We start from the raw sequence: 19,125 nt of genomic DNA, 5'->3' as shown, positions 1-19,125 counted from the left end.
CTTTATTTACTCTAACAACACAATATAATTTCAATCCGCACACAAAAGTGTGACTTTGCATCTTCCAATATTAAAAGATACAAAAACCCTCGATTTCTCGAGGGCTTCAAATCTAAAAGCCGTTATTATTTAACAGCGTCTTTCAATGCTTTACCTGGTTTGAATGCAGGAACTTTGCTTGCAGGGATTTTGATTTCTTCACCAGTTTGTGGGTTACGACCTTTACGTTCTGCGCGAGAGCGTACTTCGAAGTTACCAAAACCGATCAATTGAACTTTTTCACCGTTAGCTAAAGCTTCTTGAATAGTTGAAAATACAGCGTCAACTGCTGCAGTTGCGTCTTTTTTAGTTAAATCAGTCGCTGCTGCTACTTTTTCGATTAATTCTGCTTTGTTTGCCATGGATGGTTTCACCTCCTGAAAATTGTTATGATGTCTCACATCAATCATATGAACTTTCTTCATTTAAGTTATATGACAAATATTGATTATCACCATCAATATTCTGATATAACGTTATCACAAGAACCTTATATTATCAAGGATTTTAATGCATCTGACATCTTTTTTTTATAATTTTCATTAATTAGTTATAAAAAGATAATTTTCTTTGTCAAATAACAAAAATTATGTTAGAATTCGCTATTTTCTTCTACGTGGAATAATTCGAATTGGGGTTCCTTCAAAAGTGAAAGCCTTACGTATTTGGTTCTCCAAGAAACGGGCATATGAAAAATGCATTAGTTCTTCTTCATTCACAAAAATAACAAAAGTTGGTGGTTTTACCGCAACTTGTGTACCATAGAAAATTTTCAATCGTTTACCTTTATCTGTTGGTGTTGGATTAATTGCGACAGCGTCCATGATCACATCATTTAAAATGGCTGAAGGAATACGCATATTTTGATTCATACTCACTTCTTCAATCAATTCTGGTAATTTATTTAATCGTTGCTTAGTTTTAGCTGAAACAAAAATGATTGGTGCATAATCTAAATACTGGAATTCATCGCGAATTTCTTCTTCAAAATCACGCATCGTATTGGTTTCTTTTTCCACTAGATCCCATTTATTGACAACGATAATAATTCCTCGTCCTTCTTCATGGGCATAGCCCGCAATACGTTTGTCTTGTTCACGAATACCTTCATCCGCATTCAAGACCATTAAGACGACATCTGAGCGTTCAATTGCTCGCATCGCACGCATCACACTATATTTTTCAGTGGTTTCATAGACTTTCCCGCGTTTACGCATACCTGCTGTGTCAATCATAGTGAACTCTTGACCACTTTCGCTAACAAAATGTGTATCAATTGCATCACGAGTCGTTCCTTCAATATCAGAAACAATCACACGATCTTCGCCTAAGATAGCATTAATCAAGGAAGATTTCCCAACATTTGGACGCCCGATTAAGCTAAATTTGATAACAGAGTCATCTTCCTCTTCTTGCTCTGTACTGAAATGTTTGACCGCTGCATCTAGTACGTCCCCAATTCCTAAACCATGACTTCCTGAAATTGGATACGGTTCGCCTAACCCTAATCCATAAAACTCATAAATATCTGTACGCATTTCTGGATTATCTACTTTATTAATTGCTAAAATAACTGGTTTGTTACTCTTGTATAAAATACGAGCAACTAATTCATCCGCATCTGTAATGCCCTCTTTGGCGCTTGATACAAAGACAATGACATCTGCTTCTTCAATTGCAATTTCTGCTTGGTGCTTGATTTGATCCATAAATGGTTCGTCGCCCAAATCAATCCCACCTGTATCAATAATACTAAATTCGCGACCTAACCATTCACCAGTTGCGTAAATTCGATCTCGTGTGACACCCGGAGTGTCTTCCACAATCGAAATGCGTTCCCCAGCAATACGGTTAAAAATTGTAGACTTCCCGACATTCGGACGTCCGACAATCGCTATCGTTGGATTTGCCATTTTTTACCTCCATCTTTCTTTTACATAACGAATTGATTTATTTTTTGAATATATCTTTCGAATGATTCTTACGTATTCGTTTGTTTCTTAACCTTACTTAGTTTACCCAATGCATTCACAAGTTGCAAGTATTCTGAAAAAGAATTAAAGCAAAAATAAAAAAACTGCAACTGTCATCCTCTTTCAAGAAATGACTGTTGCAATTTATTGCTTATTCTTTTTCTTTTAAAGCATCACCTAAAATATCGCCCATTGTAAAACCAGTTGATTCTTCAGGTAATTCGTAGTTTTCTTCTTCAACTACTTCTTCTGTTTCTACTTCTGGTTTTTCTTCCAATGCTTTGATACTTAATGCAATACGATGATCTTCTGGTGTTACTTCTAAGACTTTCACTTTCACTTGTTGTCCTTCACTCAATACTTCATGAGGTGTGGCAATGTGTTTGTGTGAAATTTGAGAAATATGAACTAACCCTTCGACACCAGGGAAGACTTCAACAAATGCACCAAAGCTTGTTAGACGTTTTACGGTACCTTCTAACACAGTATCTTTCGCAGCTTTTTCTTCAATGTCTGTCCATGGTCCAGGCAATGTATCTTTAATTGATAAGGATACACGTTCAGTTGTTGGGTCAACAGATAAAACAGCAACTTCTACTTTATCGCCGACTTTCAATACGTCACTTGGTTTAGCTACGTGTGCGTGAGAAATTTCTGATACATGGACAAGTCCATCAATACCACCTAAATCAACAAACGCACCGAAATCAGTTAAACGAGCAACAGTACCTTCCACTTGGTCACCTTCTGAAATAGAAGTAAGTAACTCAGCTTTTTTCTCTTGTTTTTCAGCTTCCACAACCGCTTTATGTGATAAAATTAAACGGTTTTCTGAAGGCTCGATTTCGATAATTTTAAAGGTTAATGTTTTACCTTTATATTCTTCAAAATCATCCACAAAATGGTCTTCTACCATTGATGCAGGAACGAAACCTCGCACGCCAACATCAACAACCAATCCACCTTTGACAACGTTTGTAACAGGTGCTTCGATAATTTTTCCTTCTTGGAAATCTTTTTCAATATCTTCCCAGACTTTTTTCGCGTCTAAGCGGCGTTTTGAAAGTAAATAACTACCGTTTTCTTTATCTTTTCCAATAGCGGAGATTACTACTAAATCCAGAACATCTCCAACTTTGATTACTTCATCGATATTGTCTACAGGCAATGTAGATAATTCTTTAGCAGGTACCACACCTTCTACACCAGCACCTTCAATTCCAACGATGGCTTGTTTGTCTTCAATAGCTAAAACTTCACCTTTGACGACATCACCCACACTTACTTCTTGAAAACTACTTAAAGCAGCTTCCATCTCATTGGTATTTTCTACGTGGTTGTTTTCTAATTCTGTCATAACATATGTCCTCCTAACCAACAATTGTTTTATAAATACACTACATAACTAGTTTATGCTATTCTTACAAAAAAATAAAGCGATTTCTATATTTTTTAATAAAAAAAGCCTTGAAATTTACGCTTTCTAAACATTTTCCTTTAATTTTATTGAAAAGTAGCCGATTAATGTGTAAAAAGTCTCTTGAAAATGATTAACTATCACCTTTCAAGAGACTTTTTCTTATTTCACTTTTCTTATAACCTCATCTTTAATTGCTTGAACGACCTCTTCAATCGTTAAACCTGTCGTGTCAATTAAAGTAGCATCTTCGGCTTGTTTTAATGGTGATGTTTCACGATGGGAATCCAAATAATCTCGTTGTTCAATTTCTTTTTTCAATGTCTCAAAATCAGTTGCTATGCCTTTTGCTTGATTTTCTTTAAACCGACGCTCTGCACGCTCAACCACACTTGCTACCAAGAAAATTTTGACTTCGGCATGGGGTAATACAACCGTTCCAATATCACGGCCATCCATCACAACGCCACCTTGTTCAGCAATTTTTTGCTGTTGGCGAACAAGCTGTTGGCGAACTTCAGCATGAGCAGATACTTCAGACACATTGTTTGTCACATCTGGTTGACGAATCGCTTCTGTGACATCTTGACCATCAACAAAAATTAGTTGTCCTTGCTCTGTTTGTTTGAATGTAATTGGATAACGCTCAATTAGTGATACCAATTTTTCTTTGTCGTCAAAAGCTACTTGATGTTGAATAGCTAAATACGTCACACTACGATACATCGCTCCTGTATCTGTATAAATATAGCCAAAGTCTTTTGCTAAAATTTTCGCTACGGTGCTTTTCCCTGATGACGCAGGACCATCAATCGCAATATTGATTTTTTTCATACCTATTCTCCCTACTCTTGTCATTTATCTAAATAAAAAAACCGCCTGAGCGGTTTTTTTATTTCACTCTTAATTGATCTCCTGGATGTAAATCATAATTATTCATATCTAATCCATTCAAACGGAAAAGTTCTTCTAGTGAAATACCTGCACGGGCAGCCACTTGTTGTGGACCTTCTCCTTCATAAACTGTTTCATAAACAGCACCTTGTTCGTCTTGAGGTGTTTCAGCTGGTACCTCTGGAGTTTCAGCTTGAGGTGTTTCTGATTGTGGCACTTCTTCAGTAGTTGATGATGGTACTGTTTCAGAAGGAGCCGTAGATTCAGATGACTCAACAGACGACGATGCACTACTACTTGTTGATTGTGTTTCAGAAGAAGTCGTGCTTTCTTTCGTTGTTGACGAAATGGTCGATTCAACGGTACTACTAGATGTTTGTGCAGTCTCGGGTTTATTGTCTCGATTCATAATCCAAAATCCTGCTACCGTTGGCACAGCAATAATAAGGAACAATAAGACTAATACCACTGTTAAAAAGGCGCTATTTCCTCTTTTTTGACGACGGCCTGAACGAGAATAACTTTCTTCCGTTTCCGTCTCATAGATAGGTTGCTCCCAAGGTTCTTGTACGTCACGATTTTTATCTTTTTTACTCAATTTCTATAACCTCCCATTGTCTTCCCGATGTATTATACCACAGTAAAATAGTCAATGTCTCTCAAAAGCTATCTTAAAAATTTTCTTTAAACATTTTTATTAAAATCGATTGCCAACTTGCAAACGTAGGGCTATCCCAACTTCCAACAACTCTTTCAGGTAAATGACAGCCATGAAAATCACAGCATTGATCCTGTTCTTCAATTAAAGTTTCTTCAAAATATTTAAGTAAAAATGCTCGACGACAACCATCATATCGAACATACGCCAACATTTTTGCTAATTTTTCTTTTTTCTCATACTCATTTGCTTTCAAATGATGCAGAAATAACTCTGCGCCTTCTTTTTTCGTTTGTTGCCACCATTTTTCTTGCAGATCAGTTAATGAAGCAATTGCTTGATAAGACAGTTTTAATTCAAAGGCTTCTCTTTCAGCCTGTGCTGTATTCTGAAGAAAATGATGAATGCGTTCATCTCCTTCTTGGTATAATAACAGGCCATAACTTTGTTGACCATCCCGTCCTGCACGTCCAATTTCCTGCATATAGTTCTCTAAGTTATCTGGCAGCTCATAATGGACAACTAAACGAATATCCGGTTTATTAATGCCCATTCCAAAGGCATTGGTCGCAATTAAAAATTGTAGCTCATTTGCTAAAAATTGTTGTTGCAACATTCTTCTTTGGTTACTTTCTAAACCACCATGGTAATAACCGACTGAAAATTCACCTTGTAATTCTTCGTAAAGTTCCTCTACTTTTTTGCGTGTCGCACAATAAATAATACCTGACCCCGCTTGCTGTCGCAAGGCTTGTTTCAAATTTATTAACTTATCATCTGATTGTTCAACTAACAAGGCAATATTGGGACGATTCATCGAATAAATCCACTCTGCCTGTTTGGGCGAAAGCAACAACGTTTTTATTTCTTCACGTACTTTTTCAGTCGCACTAGCTGTTAATGCTAAGGTTAAAGGCGAATGTAGGCGCCGTTTGGCTTCATCTAAATTCCGGTATTCAGGACGAAAGTCGATTCCCCATTGTGAGACACAGTGCGCTTCATCAATGACCAATAAGCCGATTTTTTCACGTGAAAGGGTCGCTAAAACAGCTTCTTGTAACAACATTTCCGGACTCAAAAATAAAAATTTATATGCGGATAAATGTGCTAAAATAAATTTTTTCTCTTCTGCTTGTAAGGTCCCATTTAATGCAGCAACTCTTTTTTCACCTGCACGTAAAAAAGAAGTGACTTGATCTTCCATTAAAGAAATCAGCGGTGAAACAATCACTACGAGCCCTGATTGCAAGTAGCCAGTCAACTGATAACACAAACTCTTACCCGTTCCTGTCGGTAAAACCGCCAATGTATCTTCTCCATTAAGTAAACTGGTAATGACTTCTTTTTGTCCTGGGCGAAAATGCGTGTAATGAAAATATTTTTGCAGCGCTTCTTCTAATTTCATGATTGCTTTTTCCTCCAAATTTGATATAAACGGATGTCTAAAAATGATGCTTCACATCGTTCAGTCAATTCTTTATAGCGATACTTCCAAGACTCTTCTGGCAATTGCTGACACTGTTCCCACTCCGAAATAAATGTCTCAAAAGGAAATTGCTCATCAACTAATGCCCATTCAATCAGATGATCTTGAATGGTCCCTTTTCTTAATCGACGGGTACGCATAATCTCTTCAAATGTTGCACCTTGCTGAAATAATTTTCTCGTGAACAACATACTTTGATTGCGGTTTTGATTCAGAATTGGTCGCAAAAATTGATACAAAATAAAATCAGGATGCTTTGCCAATATACGAAAGAAATGATGCATCGCTCTTCCCACAAGAACGGTTGCCCACGGTGGTGTTTGTTGTTCTTTTGGTAAGACTTGAAAAAAGACCGCACCATTTTGATGATACCCCGTTAAGGTTTGAGCTAATAAATCCGCTTGTTGAGATGGTAATTGAGAAAAAATAGCCAGTAATTCTTGGTAAATCATCTCAGGTAATTTATCGCGATAAGTATGAACAAGTTGACGCGCTCGTTCTGTATAAAATGGCGAATTTTCCAAAGGGATATACGTTTCTTCACGGTTTAAATAGGAGCTAACCTGCACAATAAATTGTAACGACCGCCAAGTCTCATCCGCTTTACGTCCAAATCGAAAAAAATCAACCTCTTTTAATAATTCCCGTTCCGGACATTCTTCCCCAATTAAGGCATACAAACCATGTTCTTCTGACAATTTACCCGCTTTTGTTAATTCGAATAGACAAACGTCTAATTCCTTTTCTTTTAGTTCTGGTAACACACCGACTAAATGAAATAAATCATGAAAAAAAGCGTAGCAAAGAACCGATGATGTCCGTTTACCTGACAATAATTGATACAAGGTACTTGGTTTCAACTTGTCTTCTTTCGTAAACAACGATAAAATAAATGTATTCAAGATAACCCTCCAGAAAGTAGTGACAACATGTCTCAATTATGTAAAATCGTTCCCGAACGCTGTATTGCTTGTGGATTATGTGCGGTATATGCACCAGAAATTTTTGATTATGATGAAGAAGGAATCGTGCTTTTTGCGCAAGAACCTGAAGCTCATCAACAATTTATTCCGGAAGCAAAACAAGACGTCGTACTGAACGCTTATAAAAAATGCCCGGTTCGAGCAATTCTTCTAGAATCATAAGCTTCTTTTATTATACGCAAAAAAAAAGCGAATAGGACATCTCGCGAGTTCGTGAGATGTCCTTTGTTTTATTTTGAAAAAGTTTGACTTTGAGAAAAGGCTTGTTTTTTTGATAACCATGGCAATAATTTGGCATGTAAAAGTAAAAATACCACACTGACAATGCCACCTTTAATTAGATTAAACGGTAAGATCCCAATCACTACATATTTAGCAAGTGACATTTGTAAATAAGTATCTGCTGTCATGTTGAAAAACATTAGATACAACGGTGTAATTACAAAGTAGTTTGCAATGCTCATCACCACACTCATTGATAAGATCCCTGAAGCAGTACCTAAAATTTTATTTTTTAACTTGCTGTCTTTTCTAAAGAAATAATACATTGGTAACGTAAAGACAGTCGTAGCAAGAAAACTTGCCACATCTCCTACCAGATTTGGTGCCGATAAACCCGTTGTTAACGCATGTAATATTGAGCGAATCAATGCCGTGATAATCCCCGCCAACGGTCCAAATAAAAACATACTTAACATCACAGGAATGTCACTAAAATCAATTTTTAAGAATGGGAACATCGGCATAACTGGAAAAGCAACATATTGTAATACTAATCCCATTGCGGCAAACAATGCCATTGAAACCATTTTTTGTACTTTGCTGTTTTTCATTATAAATCCTCCTAGTTGAAAGGATTCCTCTTCAAACGAACCTATTAAATTTTCTATTTTGTGTTTACATCGGCGCCAGATGCAAAAAAATACCCTATTTTTCCACAGGGAAAAATAGGGTATGAGGTCACAAAATTAGATAAACCAAATACGCCCTATCTTCTTTATCCAGACTTTACTGTCGGTATCGGAATTTCACCAATTCAGCCATTTGTAAACAAACAGCTCGTGGACTATAACCACCGGTCGGGAATTACACCCTGCCCCTGAAGACGAACCTTTATTCATTTTTTAGTACAGTTTAAGTATACATGATTTATTTAAAGTTTCAACTACTTTTACTTACAAATTATTTCTTGGCTTGTTCTAAGAGTTGGCTGACTTCTTTTTTGCTCAATTCACGATATTCTCCTGGACGCAAGCCTTTTAATGTCAGTTCACCATATTTTTCACGTTTTAATTTTTGAACTGGGAGTCCGACAGCTTTTAACATATTTTTTACTTGATGATTACGCCCCTCATGAATCGTCAATTGCACGATACTCGTCTGCGCTTTCACGTCCACTGAGATAATTTCATAACGGGCTGGCGCTACTCTTTTTCCTTCCAAACGCATGCCTCGTGTTAAAGGCGTCAATGTTTTTTTGTCCGCAATGCCCTTTACCTTGGCTACATAAACTTTATCTACTTCGTGTTTCGGATGGGTTAGTTTTTGTGAGAACGCTCCATCATTTGTCAATAGCAACAAGCCAGAAGTATCATAATCTAAGCGACCTACAGGATAAATGCGTTCTCTGACATCTGATAAATAATCCACAACAACTTTACGTTTCTTATCATCTGTGACCGCTGAGATAACGCCCCTTGGTTTGTAAAACACATAATAGACCGGTTCTTCCTGATAGATTGGGACACCGTCTACTTCGACACGATCTTTCGAGCCTACTTGTGTACCTAGTTCACGTACCACTTGTCCATTAACCTTTACACGTCCATCTAAAATATATGTTTCTGCTTTTCTGCGCGATGCAATACCGGCATGGGCAATCACTTTTTGTAATCTTTCCATTATTAATTCTCCTCTTTCTCTTCTTCATATCGATTGAAAAATAAGTCCGTTGGCAATTCTTCAGATAAATCATCTTCCATCGATTGAATATCTGGTAATTCTTCTAAACTTTTTAATCCGAAGTAATCCATAAAATAATCTGTTGTTCCATATAAAATTGCACGCCCCGGACCTTCCACACGACCTTTTTCTTCAACCAATTGTCGAGCCACCAATTTTTGAACAGAACCTGAGGATTGCACACCACGAATGTCATCTACTTCAACTCGCGTAATTGGCTGTTTATAGGCAATTATCGCCAACGTCTCCAACGCTGCTTGTGATAAACGATTCGACATAGGGGATTGTGCATATTTTTTTAACAAAGGGGCAAATTCTTTTTTAGTTGTCAATACAAAATGGTTACCTACTTCTAAAATATTTAATGCGGATGTTTCATCAGATTGATATTTTTGATTTAGTGATTGAATTGCTTGGTAGACTTGTGGTGTTGGTTCTTCTAATAAATAGCTTAATTCTTCTAATCCAATCCCTTCGTCACCAACAACAAATAACATCGCTTCTAACTGATTTAGTTTACTCATTTGTGTCTCCTATTGAGTAGAGCAAAATAGTTTCATAATTCCCAGTTTGTTCTACTCTAATTTTTCCATTTTTCATTAATTCTAATAAAGCCATAAATGTAATCACAATTTCTGGCTTGCTGTAGCTCGTAAAAAAAGACTCTAATGTTCGACCTGTTTTTATTTGCTGCATCTGTGCTGCAATAAATTGCATTTTTTCTTCAATACTACTTTCATCAGCACGAATGGTTGATTCAATTGCTCTTCGCTTTTTCTTTTTTTCTAGCATACTATGAAAAGCTAAGAATAAATCAATCGTATTGATTTGATTTTTTTGCAATTCTTGTTCGGTTTCTTTGTACTCATCCATATCCATCGGATCTTTCGTAAAATACTGGCTACGTTCTATCGCCTTTTCTGATAATTTATCCGCAGCATATTTATATTTACGATATTCGAGAAGTTGTGAGACGAGTTCATCACGTGGATCTTCTTCGTACACATCATCATACTCTTCATCCATTTCTTGCTTAGGCAAAAGCATCTGACTTTTAATTGCCATCAAGGTTGCCGCCATGACCAAGTATTCTCCTGCAACTTCCAATTCCAATGTCTTCATCGCATGAATATAATTCATATATTGTTCTGTCACTGCTGCAATTGGAATATCATAAATATCAATTTCTAAAGAACGAATTAAATGCAACAACAAATCTAACGGTCCTTCAAAAACATCCAACTTAATTTTAATTTCCTGCATTGTTGCCCTTCCTTTACGCACGAGGGAAATGTTGCTTGTACACTTCTGTCATACGTTTTTTCGTAATATGTGTATAAATCTGGGTTGTCGAAATATCAGCATGGCCTAATAATTCTTGTACCGTTCGTAAATCTGCACCATTTTCTAATAAATGCGTCGCAAAACTATGGCGAAGTGTATGAGGCGTCACGTTTTTATGAATCCCTGCTTTTCGCACTAACGCTTTTAGATTTTTCCAAATGCCTTGTCTAGAAAGACCTAAGCCATGATTATTCACGAATAAATGAACTTCTTCTGGATGCTTGGCTGTTAACAACGGACGTGCTTCGTCTAAGTAACACTCAATCCATTGAATAGCCATATCACCAAGAGGAACAATTCGTTCTTTGTCTCCTTTTCCAAGGGTTTGTAAGAGTCCCATGCTTAAATGTAAATCATTTAATTTTAGACCAATCAATTCACTCACTCGTAATCCTGTTGCATACATAACTTCTAAAATAGCTCGATCACGAATGCCTAAAATTTCTTTTGTATCAGGAGTTTCAATTAACTTTTCTACTTCACTTAAACTTAGTGTGTCTGGCAACTTTTGCACCTTTTTAGGTGAATCAATGTGTTGCATTGGATCATGATCAGTAAATCGTTCTTGGCGAAGAAATTGATGAAAACGGCGTAAACTAGTGACCATACGAGTAATCGTTGCCGCGGCTTTGCCTTCTTCTTGTAACAGCTGTAAAAATTGCACGACTATGAAACGATCAACTGCTTGCCATTCCGTTACTTTTTGCTCTTTTAAAAAAATTAAATAGCGTTCCAAATCGCGCTCATAACTTTTTCTTGTGTTTTGAGAAAGACCACGTTCAATTGTCAAAAAGTGTAAATAGTCCGTAATTTGTTCTTCCATCTTTTTTCCTCCCATTCGCCTTACCTATCATAACAAATTCTTAGTTGTAAGAACAGAAATTCTCCCTTAGTTTACATAAAAATAGGTACAATTGGAACGAATTCTTCCAATTGTACCTATTTTTCATTCTTTTAATTGACAAGCTTGACAAACGCCATGAAATGTTAAGCGGTGATCTTTCACTTGAAAATGGAATTGTTTCTCAACAATTTCTTCAACATCCCCAAGTAAATCTTCTTCGATTTCCTCAATATTCCCACATTCCAGACATAGCAAATGATGGTGGAAATGCTTCGCACCTTCTTTACGCAAATCATATCTTGCCACACCATCGTCAAAACTGATTTTATCAACAATTTTTAATTCGGTTAAAATCTCTAACGTACGGTAAACTGTTGCTAATCCAATATCTGCATTTTTTTGTTTCACAAAAAAGTAAATTTCTTCTGCTGATAAGTGATCTTTTTCATTTTCTAACAAGACTAATAGCGTTGCTTCCCTTTGCGGAGTTAATTTAAATCCTGATTCATGGAGTTGTTTTTTGGTTTTTTTTAATGCTTCCACAGTATTCATACAATCCTCCATCTTAATTTATAATCATTCTAATTTAAGAGATAAATATCTCTCATGACATTAAAATAATTATAAAATAGACGAGAAAATTATACAAGTATTCTCAATTAGATTTTTTAATTAATTTAGTCACGCCATCTTTTTGTTCAACCATTCGTTGTTTCATCAAGTTTCCTAATGCACGTTTGAATTGACCTTTACTGATACCAAACATTTGTTTAATTTCTTCTGGTGATGATTTGTCTGTATAGTTCATTTGATTTTCAGGTGCACGTTCTAAAAAGGCGACAATCATGGCAGCATCATCGCTAATTGCTTCATGCGCACGAGGTTTTAACGAAAGATTCAACACACCGTCTGGACGCACGCCGATTACACGTCCTTTGACTTGTTCTCCTAAACGCGGTTCTTGGAAGCGTTCAGAAGGGTGAATAAAGCCGATATAAAAATCATCCGTCAAAATATAGGTCCCTACTAATTTCAAACGGTAGACTGTTCCTGTCACATCTTGATTTTTTAATGTATCATTGCCACGTTTACTTAGGGCTTGGAAAATTTTTTCTTCTGCTAGACTGCCCCAAATACGATCTTTATGATCGACACGCAAGGAAACCATTAAACGGTCACCTTTTTTCGGCCATAATTCACGCATGGTTGGTAATTCATCTAAAGAAACCGCCACATCTTTGTCAGGTAACCCAATATTCACGAAAACACCTAAATCACGGCGACTATCAGTCACTTCTCCAAATGCATAGTGTCCCTTACGGCTTTTGGGAATAATCGTTGTCATGCAGTAATCTTGCTTTTGATTTTGATAGCCAAATCCTTCGACAGCTTCTCCTAATGCATGCTCTCCTTCTGATTTTGCTAATTTAAATGTCACACCATTTTTTTGGACAAAATAATTTTCTTCATTTTCATCAATAATTAATCCGCTGAATACGGATGCTAATAACTCGTTCATTTTCCTTCTCCTTTAGAAGACAATTTATAAAACTAGGCGAATAACCGCTATGCTAATAATACCTGTAATTACAATCTTCATCAAATTTTTCGTATAGATGCCAACCATTAATGTGGGAATACATGCCAAAGTTTCTTGTAATTTTAAGATTGGCGCTTTGCCACTCTGAATAGACAAGAGACTTTGAACTAATAAAGCTGCTAGAATACATAATGGCAAATAACTTAAGAATAAATGCAGCTTTTCTGGAAATTCAAGACGTTTGGCAAAAACGAATGGTAAAATGCGCGGCAACCACGTGACAAGAAAACAACCAGCAATCATTATCAAAAAGGTACTACTCATTATGTGTCACCACCCCAATAAAACAACCAATCAATGTAGCTGCAATCACAGCAATTTCAGCAGAAGTAAACCACATAAATAAATACAAACTACCTACTACGCTCGCTAGCACAAGAATTGTTTGCTTTGTTCGTTTTTTCAAAGGCATCTCTACTTGAAATAAGAATAAGCCTAAAAACATCGCTACCAAAGCAAAGTCCAAACCGAATAATTCCGGGTTGGGAATAAATTCCCCTAACATTGCACCTAAAACGGTCGCTAAAATCCAACTAACATATGCCAAAATATTTAAGCCGTTCATCCAATGGAGTGTCGGTTGTTTTTCATTTTGCAGTGCATTGACTAATACGCCATACGATTCATCGGTCAACAGCGTTCCTATGCCAATATTTCCTAGCATACTTTCTTTACGAAAAGCGGGCGCAACTGACAAACTCATTAAAAAATGACGCAAGTTGACCAAAAAGACGGTCACGATAATCGAAGATGTTGGTGCTGCAATCGCTAGTAAGCCACAAATAATAAACTGCGCACTCCCCGCATAGATAAACACAGACATCAATAAAATTTCAAGAACCGATAACCCAACCCCCTTCCCAACAACGCCCATGGCAAAGCCGATCCCCATATAACCTAATACAGTTGGGATACAAGCTTTTACGCCATCAAAAAAACTTTCATACTTCACTTCTTGCAAAAAGAATCCCCCTTTATTTCCAACTGATATTTTTATATCATATCGAAAATAAAGAGGGGATACAAGTTATTCTTTTTTAATCACTACCGTTTCCACGGAAGAAACCAGTTTTATCATTAATTGTAAATAGATACATTGGTAAAGCTGATTCACCAATTCCTTGCATTAAGGAAGATTTAGTGTTTGTCGCATATAGGTTGTAATAACCTTCACCATTTTCAATCCGAACACGTTCTAGTTTAAAGCCACCTTCAACAATGTAACCACGTTTAATCGCTTCATTGATTACTTTCTCATAGACACCAGGTGCCCATTCCCATGCTGGATTGTTGACATCATCAATATCGCTTTGACGAGGTGAAATAATTGGCTGATTGTTTTTATTTCTTGGTGTATGGTCATTTAGGATTTCTTGGCCTTCGTTCGAACTTGGTGCACTAGTTCCTGCTTGTCCACCTGAGTTCGGTTGTTGTGGTTGTGCTGCTTGACGTTGTTGCTCTGCTTGTTTCTCAGCTTCAATTGCCGCTTGTTTTTCGGCTTCTGCTTGTGCTTTTTCTTTGGCAACTAAGGCTTTATCGATTGGCTCTAAATCAGCAAGTAACGTTTCTTTTTCTTTGCCATCAAAGATTTTTTCGACTTCTTGTTTTGTTGATTCATAGTCTTTACGACTAACTGCATCACTTAATTGATTATCTTTATAGTGAGCCGTTAATGATTGCACCGCCTTACTTGCAGCTTGCAATTGTTTTGCTTCATCTTTGCCTTTTTTAATCGCTTGATTAATGAGGTCAGAAAAAGCATTTTTTTCCGTTAATGAAGCCATCTCTACCGTTTCGCCTTCTTTAATATGCGCGTTTTCTTGTAGTTTGTCACCTACAACAATCGGCTCAGTAAAATGACTGTTAATTTGATCCAATACCGCTAATTTGACTTGAATTTTTTGCCCTTTAACAACTAGCTTATCGTAAGCATCTTCTTTAGAATACTCTTCCAATTCTTCCATTAATTTGGTAATACCTTCAGAAGTTTTCCCAGGTGCAATAAATTGTTGATCTGCATCAAGAAAGTAAGTATCCATTTCTTTATCAATTGTAGATAACGCATTTTCTATCCGTAATTGTTCTTGTCTTGCTGCTTCTTCTTTTTGTTGATGGTCATAGTAAAACCAGCCGCCACCAGCTAGGACAACAACAGCTGCTGCAGTCAACCAATAAATCTTTTTGTTGCGCTTCTTAGGTGTTTGTGGCGCTAGATTTTCTGATTTTGCGCTGTTGCTTTCAGGTTCTTTTGTAACGACGCCTACAGGTTCAACAGGCTCTTCCGTTTTTTCTGCTTCTGAATTGTCTTCTGCTACACTTGGCGTTACTACTGGTTCGTTAACTTGCTCTGGTTCAGGTTCATTCACAACGTCGGATTCTTTGACTGACTCATCAATTTTCTGCTCGTTTGCTTCTGATTTTTCTTGAACGAAAGTTGGTTCTTTATGCTCTTTAATATAATCTGCTAAAATGGAATTTTCTTCAAAGTCAGTTTTTCCATCATCGTTTTTCTCATGTAAATCGGAAAAATGTTCCATGACAGAACCTAAAGGAACATCTTGGTAATCTGACCATTTGATGTGTTCGTTGTTTTTGTGATCACTTGTAGGTGTCTCTGCTTGTGACGTTTCTGATAAATCTTTGCCACAGTTTGGACATACAGTTTGATTTGCAGCGATTTCAGCATCGCAATGAGGACATTTTTTCATCAATCTATCTCTGGCTCCTTTTACTTTCTAAAAAATAATCTACCATATATTAACAAGTTAGCCAATACTAAAGTAGTTACGTTTTTGTTAAGTTCTGATTGTAATTCTATCACGAAAAAGCAAAATACTTAACTATTTCTTGATAATATGTAAAAAAAAGACTTTTAAAAGCTGCTTCCAACTTTTAAAAGTCTTGCTTTTTATTCTAAGAAATCTTTCAATTGTTTTGAACGTGATGGATGGCGTAATTTGCGCAAAGCTTTGGCTTCAATTTGACGAATACGCTCGCGTGTCACGCCAAATACTTTACCAACTTCTTCTAATGTTCGTGTGCGTCCATCATCAATCCCGAAACGTAGGCGTAGCACATTTTCTTCACGATCCGTCAATGTGTCTAACACATCTTCCAATTGTTCTTTTAACAATTCATATGCTGCGTGTTCTGCTGGACTCGTTGCTTCTTGATCTTCAATAAAATCCCCTAAATGAGAATCGTCTTCTTCACCAATCGGCGTTTCCAAAGATACTGGTTCTTGAGCAATTTTTAAAATTTCACGAACTTTTTCAGTTGGTAAGTCCATTTCCGCACCGATTTCTTCTGGCGTTGGTTCTCTACCTAAGTCTTGCAATAATTGACGTTGAATACGAATCAATTTATTGATTGTTTCTACCATATGAACAGGAATACGAATTGTTCTTGCTTGGTCTGCAATTGCACGGGTAATTGCTTGACGAATCCACCAAGTAGCATAAGTCGAGAATTTAAATCCTTTGCGGTAATCAAATTTCTCAACAGCTTTCATTAGCCCCATATTTCCTTCTTGGATTAAATCCAAAAATTGCATGCCACGACCAACATAGCGTTTTGCAATACTTACAACTAAACGCAAGTTAGCTTCTGCTAATCGTTGTTTTGCTTCTTGATCGCCTTCTTCGATTTTTAAAGCCAAATCAACTTCTTCTTCAGCTGTCAGCAATGGGACACGACCAATTTCTTTTAGATACATCCGCACAGGATCATTAATTTTGACACCTGTTGGCGCTGATAAATCTTCTTGAGGTTGTGTTTTTGCTTTTTTCTCTGTACTTTTTAGACTGTGAATAGATGGTTCACCGTTTTCGTCTACTACACTGATTCCAGCGTCTTCAACTTTTTGAATCAGTTTATCCATTCCTTCAGCATCTAATGAATAGGGTGTTGCTAATTGATTAGACAATTCATCATAAACGACTTGTCCTTTAGTTTTGTTTACTTTAATAAAGTCAGCGACGGCTTTATCATAATTTTTCATTGTTTCTTCTGCCATGAAAGAAGTCCCCCTTCAATGTGCTATTTGGCTTGTTTCAATTGTTTGGTAAGATTTATTATTTCAACTGCCAATTCCAGCTCTAATTGTTGATTCCCTTTTTGACTAGCTTCTTGTTGCTGAATTCTCTTTTTATTTATTTCTTCAACGAGACTAGACGTTTGGATAATCCGAATTAAATCATGGAATTCTTGGTCCGTACTCTCTTCAGGTACTTTGAGGGAAGCAATTGTAATGACTAAATTTTTTAACTGTCCATCTTTCAAAAAATCCAAGAATTTTGCAATAATCATTTCTCCTTCGATTTCTACATAAGTATCAAATAACACATACAATTCTTGGTAATGTTCATGAGCGAATGTCAGCTTTAATTCTTTAAACCGACGATTTAACGAAGGTTCCGTGAACAATCGATATAAAAGCAGTTCTTCTGCTTTTTCCAATTGTGTTTTACGAACAGTCGTTGGCTGCGGTGGTGGTGAAACTGGGGCATCTGGGTACAGATATTCAACAGGTGCCGGTTGTCGCGCTTCTTGACGACGCGTTTGTTTCAATTGATGCAATTGTTGTTGCAAGGTATCACGGCTAATCTGAAATTCCGTTGAAAGTTGCGTAATATATCGATCTTGCTCAATTAATGAATCAACTTGTAATAAATCTTGCAGTAAATCTTGCACATAGTCAATCTGTTCCTTCTCATTTGCTAAGTTCCGATTCATTCTGCGATAACGCATTTTAAAGGAGAAAATTGATTCTCTCCCATGAAAAGCTAACTCTTTAAATGCTTCACTACCATACTTTCGAACATATTCATCTGGATCCAATCGTTCTGGTACGCTAACAATCGCTAGCTTCAAACGACTGTGCTCCTGCAATAATTCAATTCCTCGATTGGTTGCTTCAATTCCCGCTTTATCTCCATCATAACAAAGAACTAATTCTTTTGAAATTCGTTCAATTGTCGCAATTTGTTGGTTGGTTAAACTGGTTCCCATGGAAGCAATCCCATTTCGAATCCCTGATTGCCAAGCGGCTAGTACATCCATAAAACCTTCAAATAAAAACGTCGTACCTTCTTTACGAATCTCACTACGCGCTTTATCAAAGTTAAATAAAACTTCTCGTTTGTTAAACAAACTGGTTTCTGGACTGTTTAGATACTTTGGTTGGTCTTCCCCAGGAAAATCTTCGGTATTTAGCCAACGACCGGAGAAAGCAATGATTTTGCCTTGTGCATTACGAATGGGAAACATAATTCGCTGATAAAAACGATCTGCTAAACGACCATCGTCTCTTTCAATGAATAACCCCGACTCCGCAAATAATTGTGTGTTCAGCGATTCATTTTGGAAAATACGTTCTAAAAATTCTCGTTGATTTGGGGCAAAACCAATTTGAAACTCTTCAATCAATTCTTCAGTCAATCCCCGTTGAATGAGATAATCCAAAGCTTCTTGACCAGCTGTTGTGTGAACCAGCATGTGATGGTACACTTCACTGGCTTTTTCATGTAATTGAATCAATTGTTGATGTGCTGAATTTTCAGGATTGTCTTGTGGTGTTTGACGATAATCGTCTGCTAATTGAATATTTTCCAAATCTGCCACTTTTACGACGGATTCAGCAAATGAAATTCCTTCAATTTCTTGCAAGAAACTGAACACATTCCCACCACGTCCACATCCGAAGCAATGATAAAACTGCTTATCTTCTGCTACAGAAAAAGAAGGCGTCTTCTCATTATGAAAAGGACATAAACCTGAATAATTTTTGCTACCAGATTTCTTCAATTGCACGTACTGCCCAATGACTTCAACAATATTCGTTCGACTCCGAACGTCATCAATTACGTGTTGTGGAATTCTCGCCACTGACACTCACCTCCTTATCGATAACTAAGATGAGCTTAT

At 36.8% G+C, this 19,125-nt stretch carries 20 protein-coding genes and 1 riboswitch; of the genes, 1 reads left to right on the top strand and 19 read right to left on the bottom strand.

Annotation, left to right across the window (positions count from 1 at the left end):
* Positions 1-125 precede the first annotated feature (125 nt).
* The 7 genes from BAU17_RS13835 to BAU17_RS13805 form a co-directional block, all read right to left on the bottom strand.
* Entirely contained in the window at positions 126-401 is a 276-nt protein-coding gene (locus BAU17_RS13835) for an HU family DNA-binding protein (RefSeq protein ID WP_161903409.1), read from the bottom strand.
* Positions 402-641: 240 nt separating this feature from the next.
* Entirely contained in the window at positions 642-1,952 is a 1,311-nt protein-coding gene (der, locus tag BAU17_RS13830; RefSeq protein WP_161903408.1) for a ribosome biogenesis GTPase Der, read from the bottom strand.
* Between the two features lie 211 nt (positions 1,953-2,163).
* Positions 2,164-3,369 (bottom strand): 30S ribosomal protein S1, encoded by a 1,206-nt coding sequence (gene rpsA, locus BAU17_RS13825; protein WP_161903407.1) that lies wholly within the window; start codon positions 3,367-3,369, stop codon positions 2,164-2,166.
* A gap of 222 nt (positions 3,370-3,591) precedes the next feature.
* Entirely contained in the window at positions 3,592-4,263 is a 672-nt protein-coding gene (gene cmk / locus BAU17_RS13820) for a (d)CMP kinase (RefSeq protein WP_161903406.1), read from the bottom strand.
* 58 nt (positions 4,264-4,321) lie between these two features.
* Entirely contained in the window at positions 4,322-4,921 is a 600-nt protein-coding gene (locus BAU17_RS13815) for a LysM peptidoglycan-binding domain-containing protein (RefSeq protein WP_161903405.1), read from the bottom strand.
* A gap of 73 nt (positions 4,922-4,994) precedes the next feature.
* A complete protein-coding gene (locus BAU17_RS13810; protein WP_161903404.1) occupies positions 4,995-6,386 on the bottom strand; it encodes a RecQ family ATP-dependent DNA helicase in 1,392 nt (463 codons plus the stop codon).
* Positions 6,383-7,369 carry a helix-turn-helix domain-containing protein gene (locus BAU17_RS13805; protein ID WP_161903403.1) on the bottom strand — a complete coding sequence of 329 codons (987 nt, stop codon included), beginning with the start codon at positions 7,367-7,369 and terminating at the stop codon, positions 6,383-6,385. Before BAU17_RS13805 ends, BAU17_RS13810 begins: the two co-directional genes overlap by 4 nt.
* A 27-nt stretch (positions 7,370-7,396) precedes the next feature.
* Between BAU17_RS13805 and BAU17_RS13800 the strand changes: the two genes are divergently transcribed.
* Positions 7,397-7,612 carry a ferredoxin gene (locus tag BAU17_RS13800; protein WP_161903402.1) on the top strand — a complete coding sequence of 72 codons (216 nt, stop codon included), beginning with the start codon at positions 7,397-7,399 and terminating at the stop codon, positions 7,610-7,612.
* Between the two features lie 68 nt (positions 7,613-7,680).
* On the opposite strand, the gene BAU17_RS13795 is transcribed toward BAU17_RS13800, so the two are convergent.
* From BAU17_RS13795 to dnaG, 12 genes are all read right to left on the bottom strand, one after another.
* A complete protein-coding gene (locus tag BAU17_RS13795; RefSeq protein WP_161903401.1) occupies positions 7,681-8,283 on the bottom strand; it encodes an ECF transporter S component in 603 nt (200 codons plus the stop codon).
* A 153-nt stretch (positions 8,284-8,436) separates the two neighbouring features.
* A riboswitch (FMN riboswitch) is annotated at positions 8,437-8,561 on the bottom strand.
* A gap of 71 nt (positions 8,562-8,632) precedes the next feature.
* Entirely contained in the window at positions 8,633-9,352 is a 720-nt protein-coding gene (locus BAU17_RS13790) for a pseudouridine synthase (RefSeq protein ID WP_161903400.1), read from the bottom strand.
* Between the two features lie 2 nt (positions 9,353-9,354).
* On the bottom strand, positions 9,355-9,936 hold the full coding sequence (gene scpB / locus BAU17_RS13785; RefSeq protein WP_161903399.1) for an SMC-Scp complex subunit ScpB: 582 nt from the start codon (positions 9,934-9,936) through the stop codon (positions 9,355-9,357).
* The gene (locus tag BAU17_RS13780; RefSeq protein WP_161903398.1) at positions 9,929-10,675 is read right to left on the bottom strand and encodes a segregation/condensation protein A; all 747 of its coding nucleotides are present in this window, start codon (positions 10,673-10,675) and stop codon (positions 9,929-9,931) included. The genes scpB and BAU17_RS13780 overlap by 8 nt, the downstream gene beginning before the upstream one ends.
* A gap of 13 nt (positions 10,676-10,688) precedes the next feature.
* Positions 10,689-11,579: a site-specific tyrosine recombinase XerD gene (gene xerD / locus BAU17_RS13775; RefSeq protein WP_161903397.1), complete on the bottom strand. Its 891-nt coding sequence runs from the start codon at positions 11,577-11,579 to the stop codon at positions 10,689-10,691.
* A 123-nt stretch (positions 11,580-11,702) separates the two neighbouring features.
* On the bottom strand, positions 11,703-12,152 hold the full coding sequence (fur, locus tag BAU17_RS13770) for a ferric iron uptake transcriptional regulator (RefSeq protein ID WP_161903396.1): 450 nt from the start codon (positions 12,150-12,152) through the stop codon (positions 11,703-11,705).
* A 103-nt stretch (positions 12,153-12,255) separates the two neighbouring features.
* Positions 12,256-13,119 (bottom strand): CvfB family protein, encoded by an 864-nt coding sequence (locus BAU17_RS13765; protein ID WP_161903395.1) that lies wholly within the window; start codon positions 13,117-13,119, stop codon positions 12,256-12,258.
* A gap of 24 nt (positions 13,120-13,143) precedes the next feature.
* Entirely contained in the window at positions 13,144-13,464 is a 321-nt protein-coding gene (locus BAU17_RS13760; RefSeq protein WP_161903394.1) for an AzlD domain-containing protein, read from the bottom strand.
* Positions 13,457-14,161 (bottom strand): AzlC family ABC transporter permease, encoded by a 705-nt coding sequence (locus tag BAU17_RS13755; RefSeq protein ID WP_161903393.1) that lies wholly within the window; start codon positions 14,159-14,161, stop codon positions 13,457-13,459. Before BAU17_RS13755 ends, BAU17_RS13760 begins: the two co-directional genes overlap by 8 nt.
* Positions 14,162-14,237: 76 nt before the next feature.
* Positions 14,238-15,908, bottom strand: a complete 1,671-nt coding sequence (locus BAU17_RS13750) for a cell division site-positioning protein MapZ family protein (RefSeq protein ID WP_237579128.1) — start codon at positions 15,906-15,908, stop codon at positions 14,238-14,240.
* A gap of 200 nt (positions 15,909-16,108) precedes the next feature.
* A complete protein-coding gene (gene rpoD / locus BAU17_RS13745) occupies positions 16,109-17,215 on the bottom strand; it encodes an RNA polymerase sigma factor RpoD (protein ID WP_161903391.1) in 1,107 nt (368 codons plus the stop codon).
* Between the two features lie 23 nt (positions 17,216-17,238).
* Positions 17,239-19,086: a DNA primase gene (dnaG, locus tag BAU17_RS13740; RefSeq protein ID WP_161903390.1), complete on the bottom strand. Its 1,848-nt coding sequence runs from the start codon at positions 19,084-19,086 to the stop codon at positions 17,239-17,241.
* Positions 19,087-19,125: the final 39 nt, after the last annotated feature.

It is taken from the genome of Candidatus Enterococcus willemsii, from assembly GCF_009933335.1.
Classification (GTDB): domain Bacteria; phylum Bacillota; class Bacilli; order Lactobacillales; family Enterococcaceae; genus Enterococcus_F; species Enterococcus_F willemsii.
Note: the sequence above shows the minus strand (reverse complement) of the source record. Positions and strands in the feature narration are given on the sequence as shown.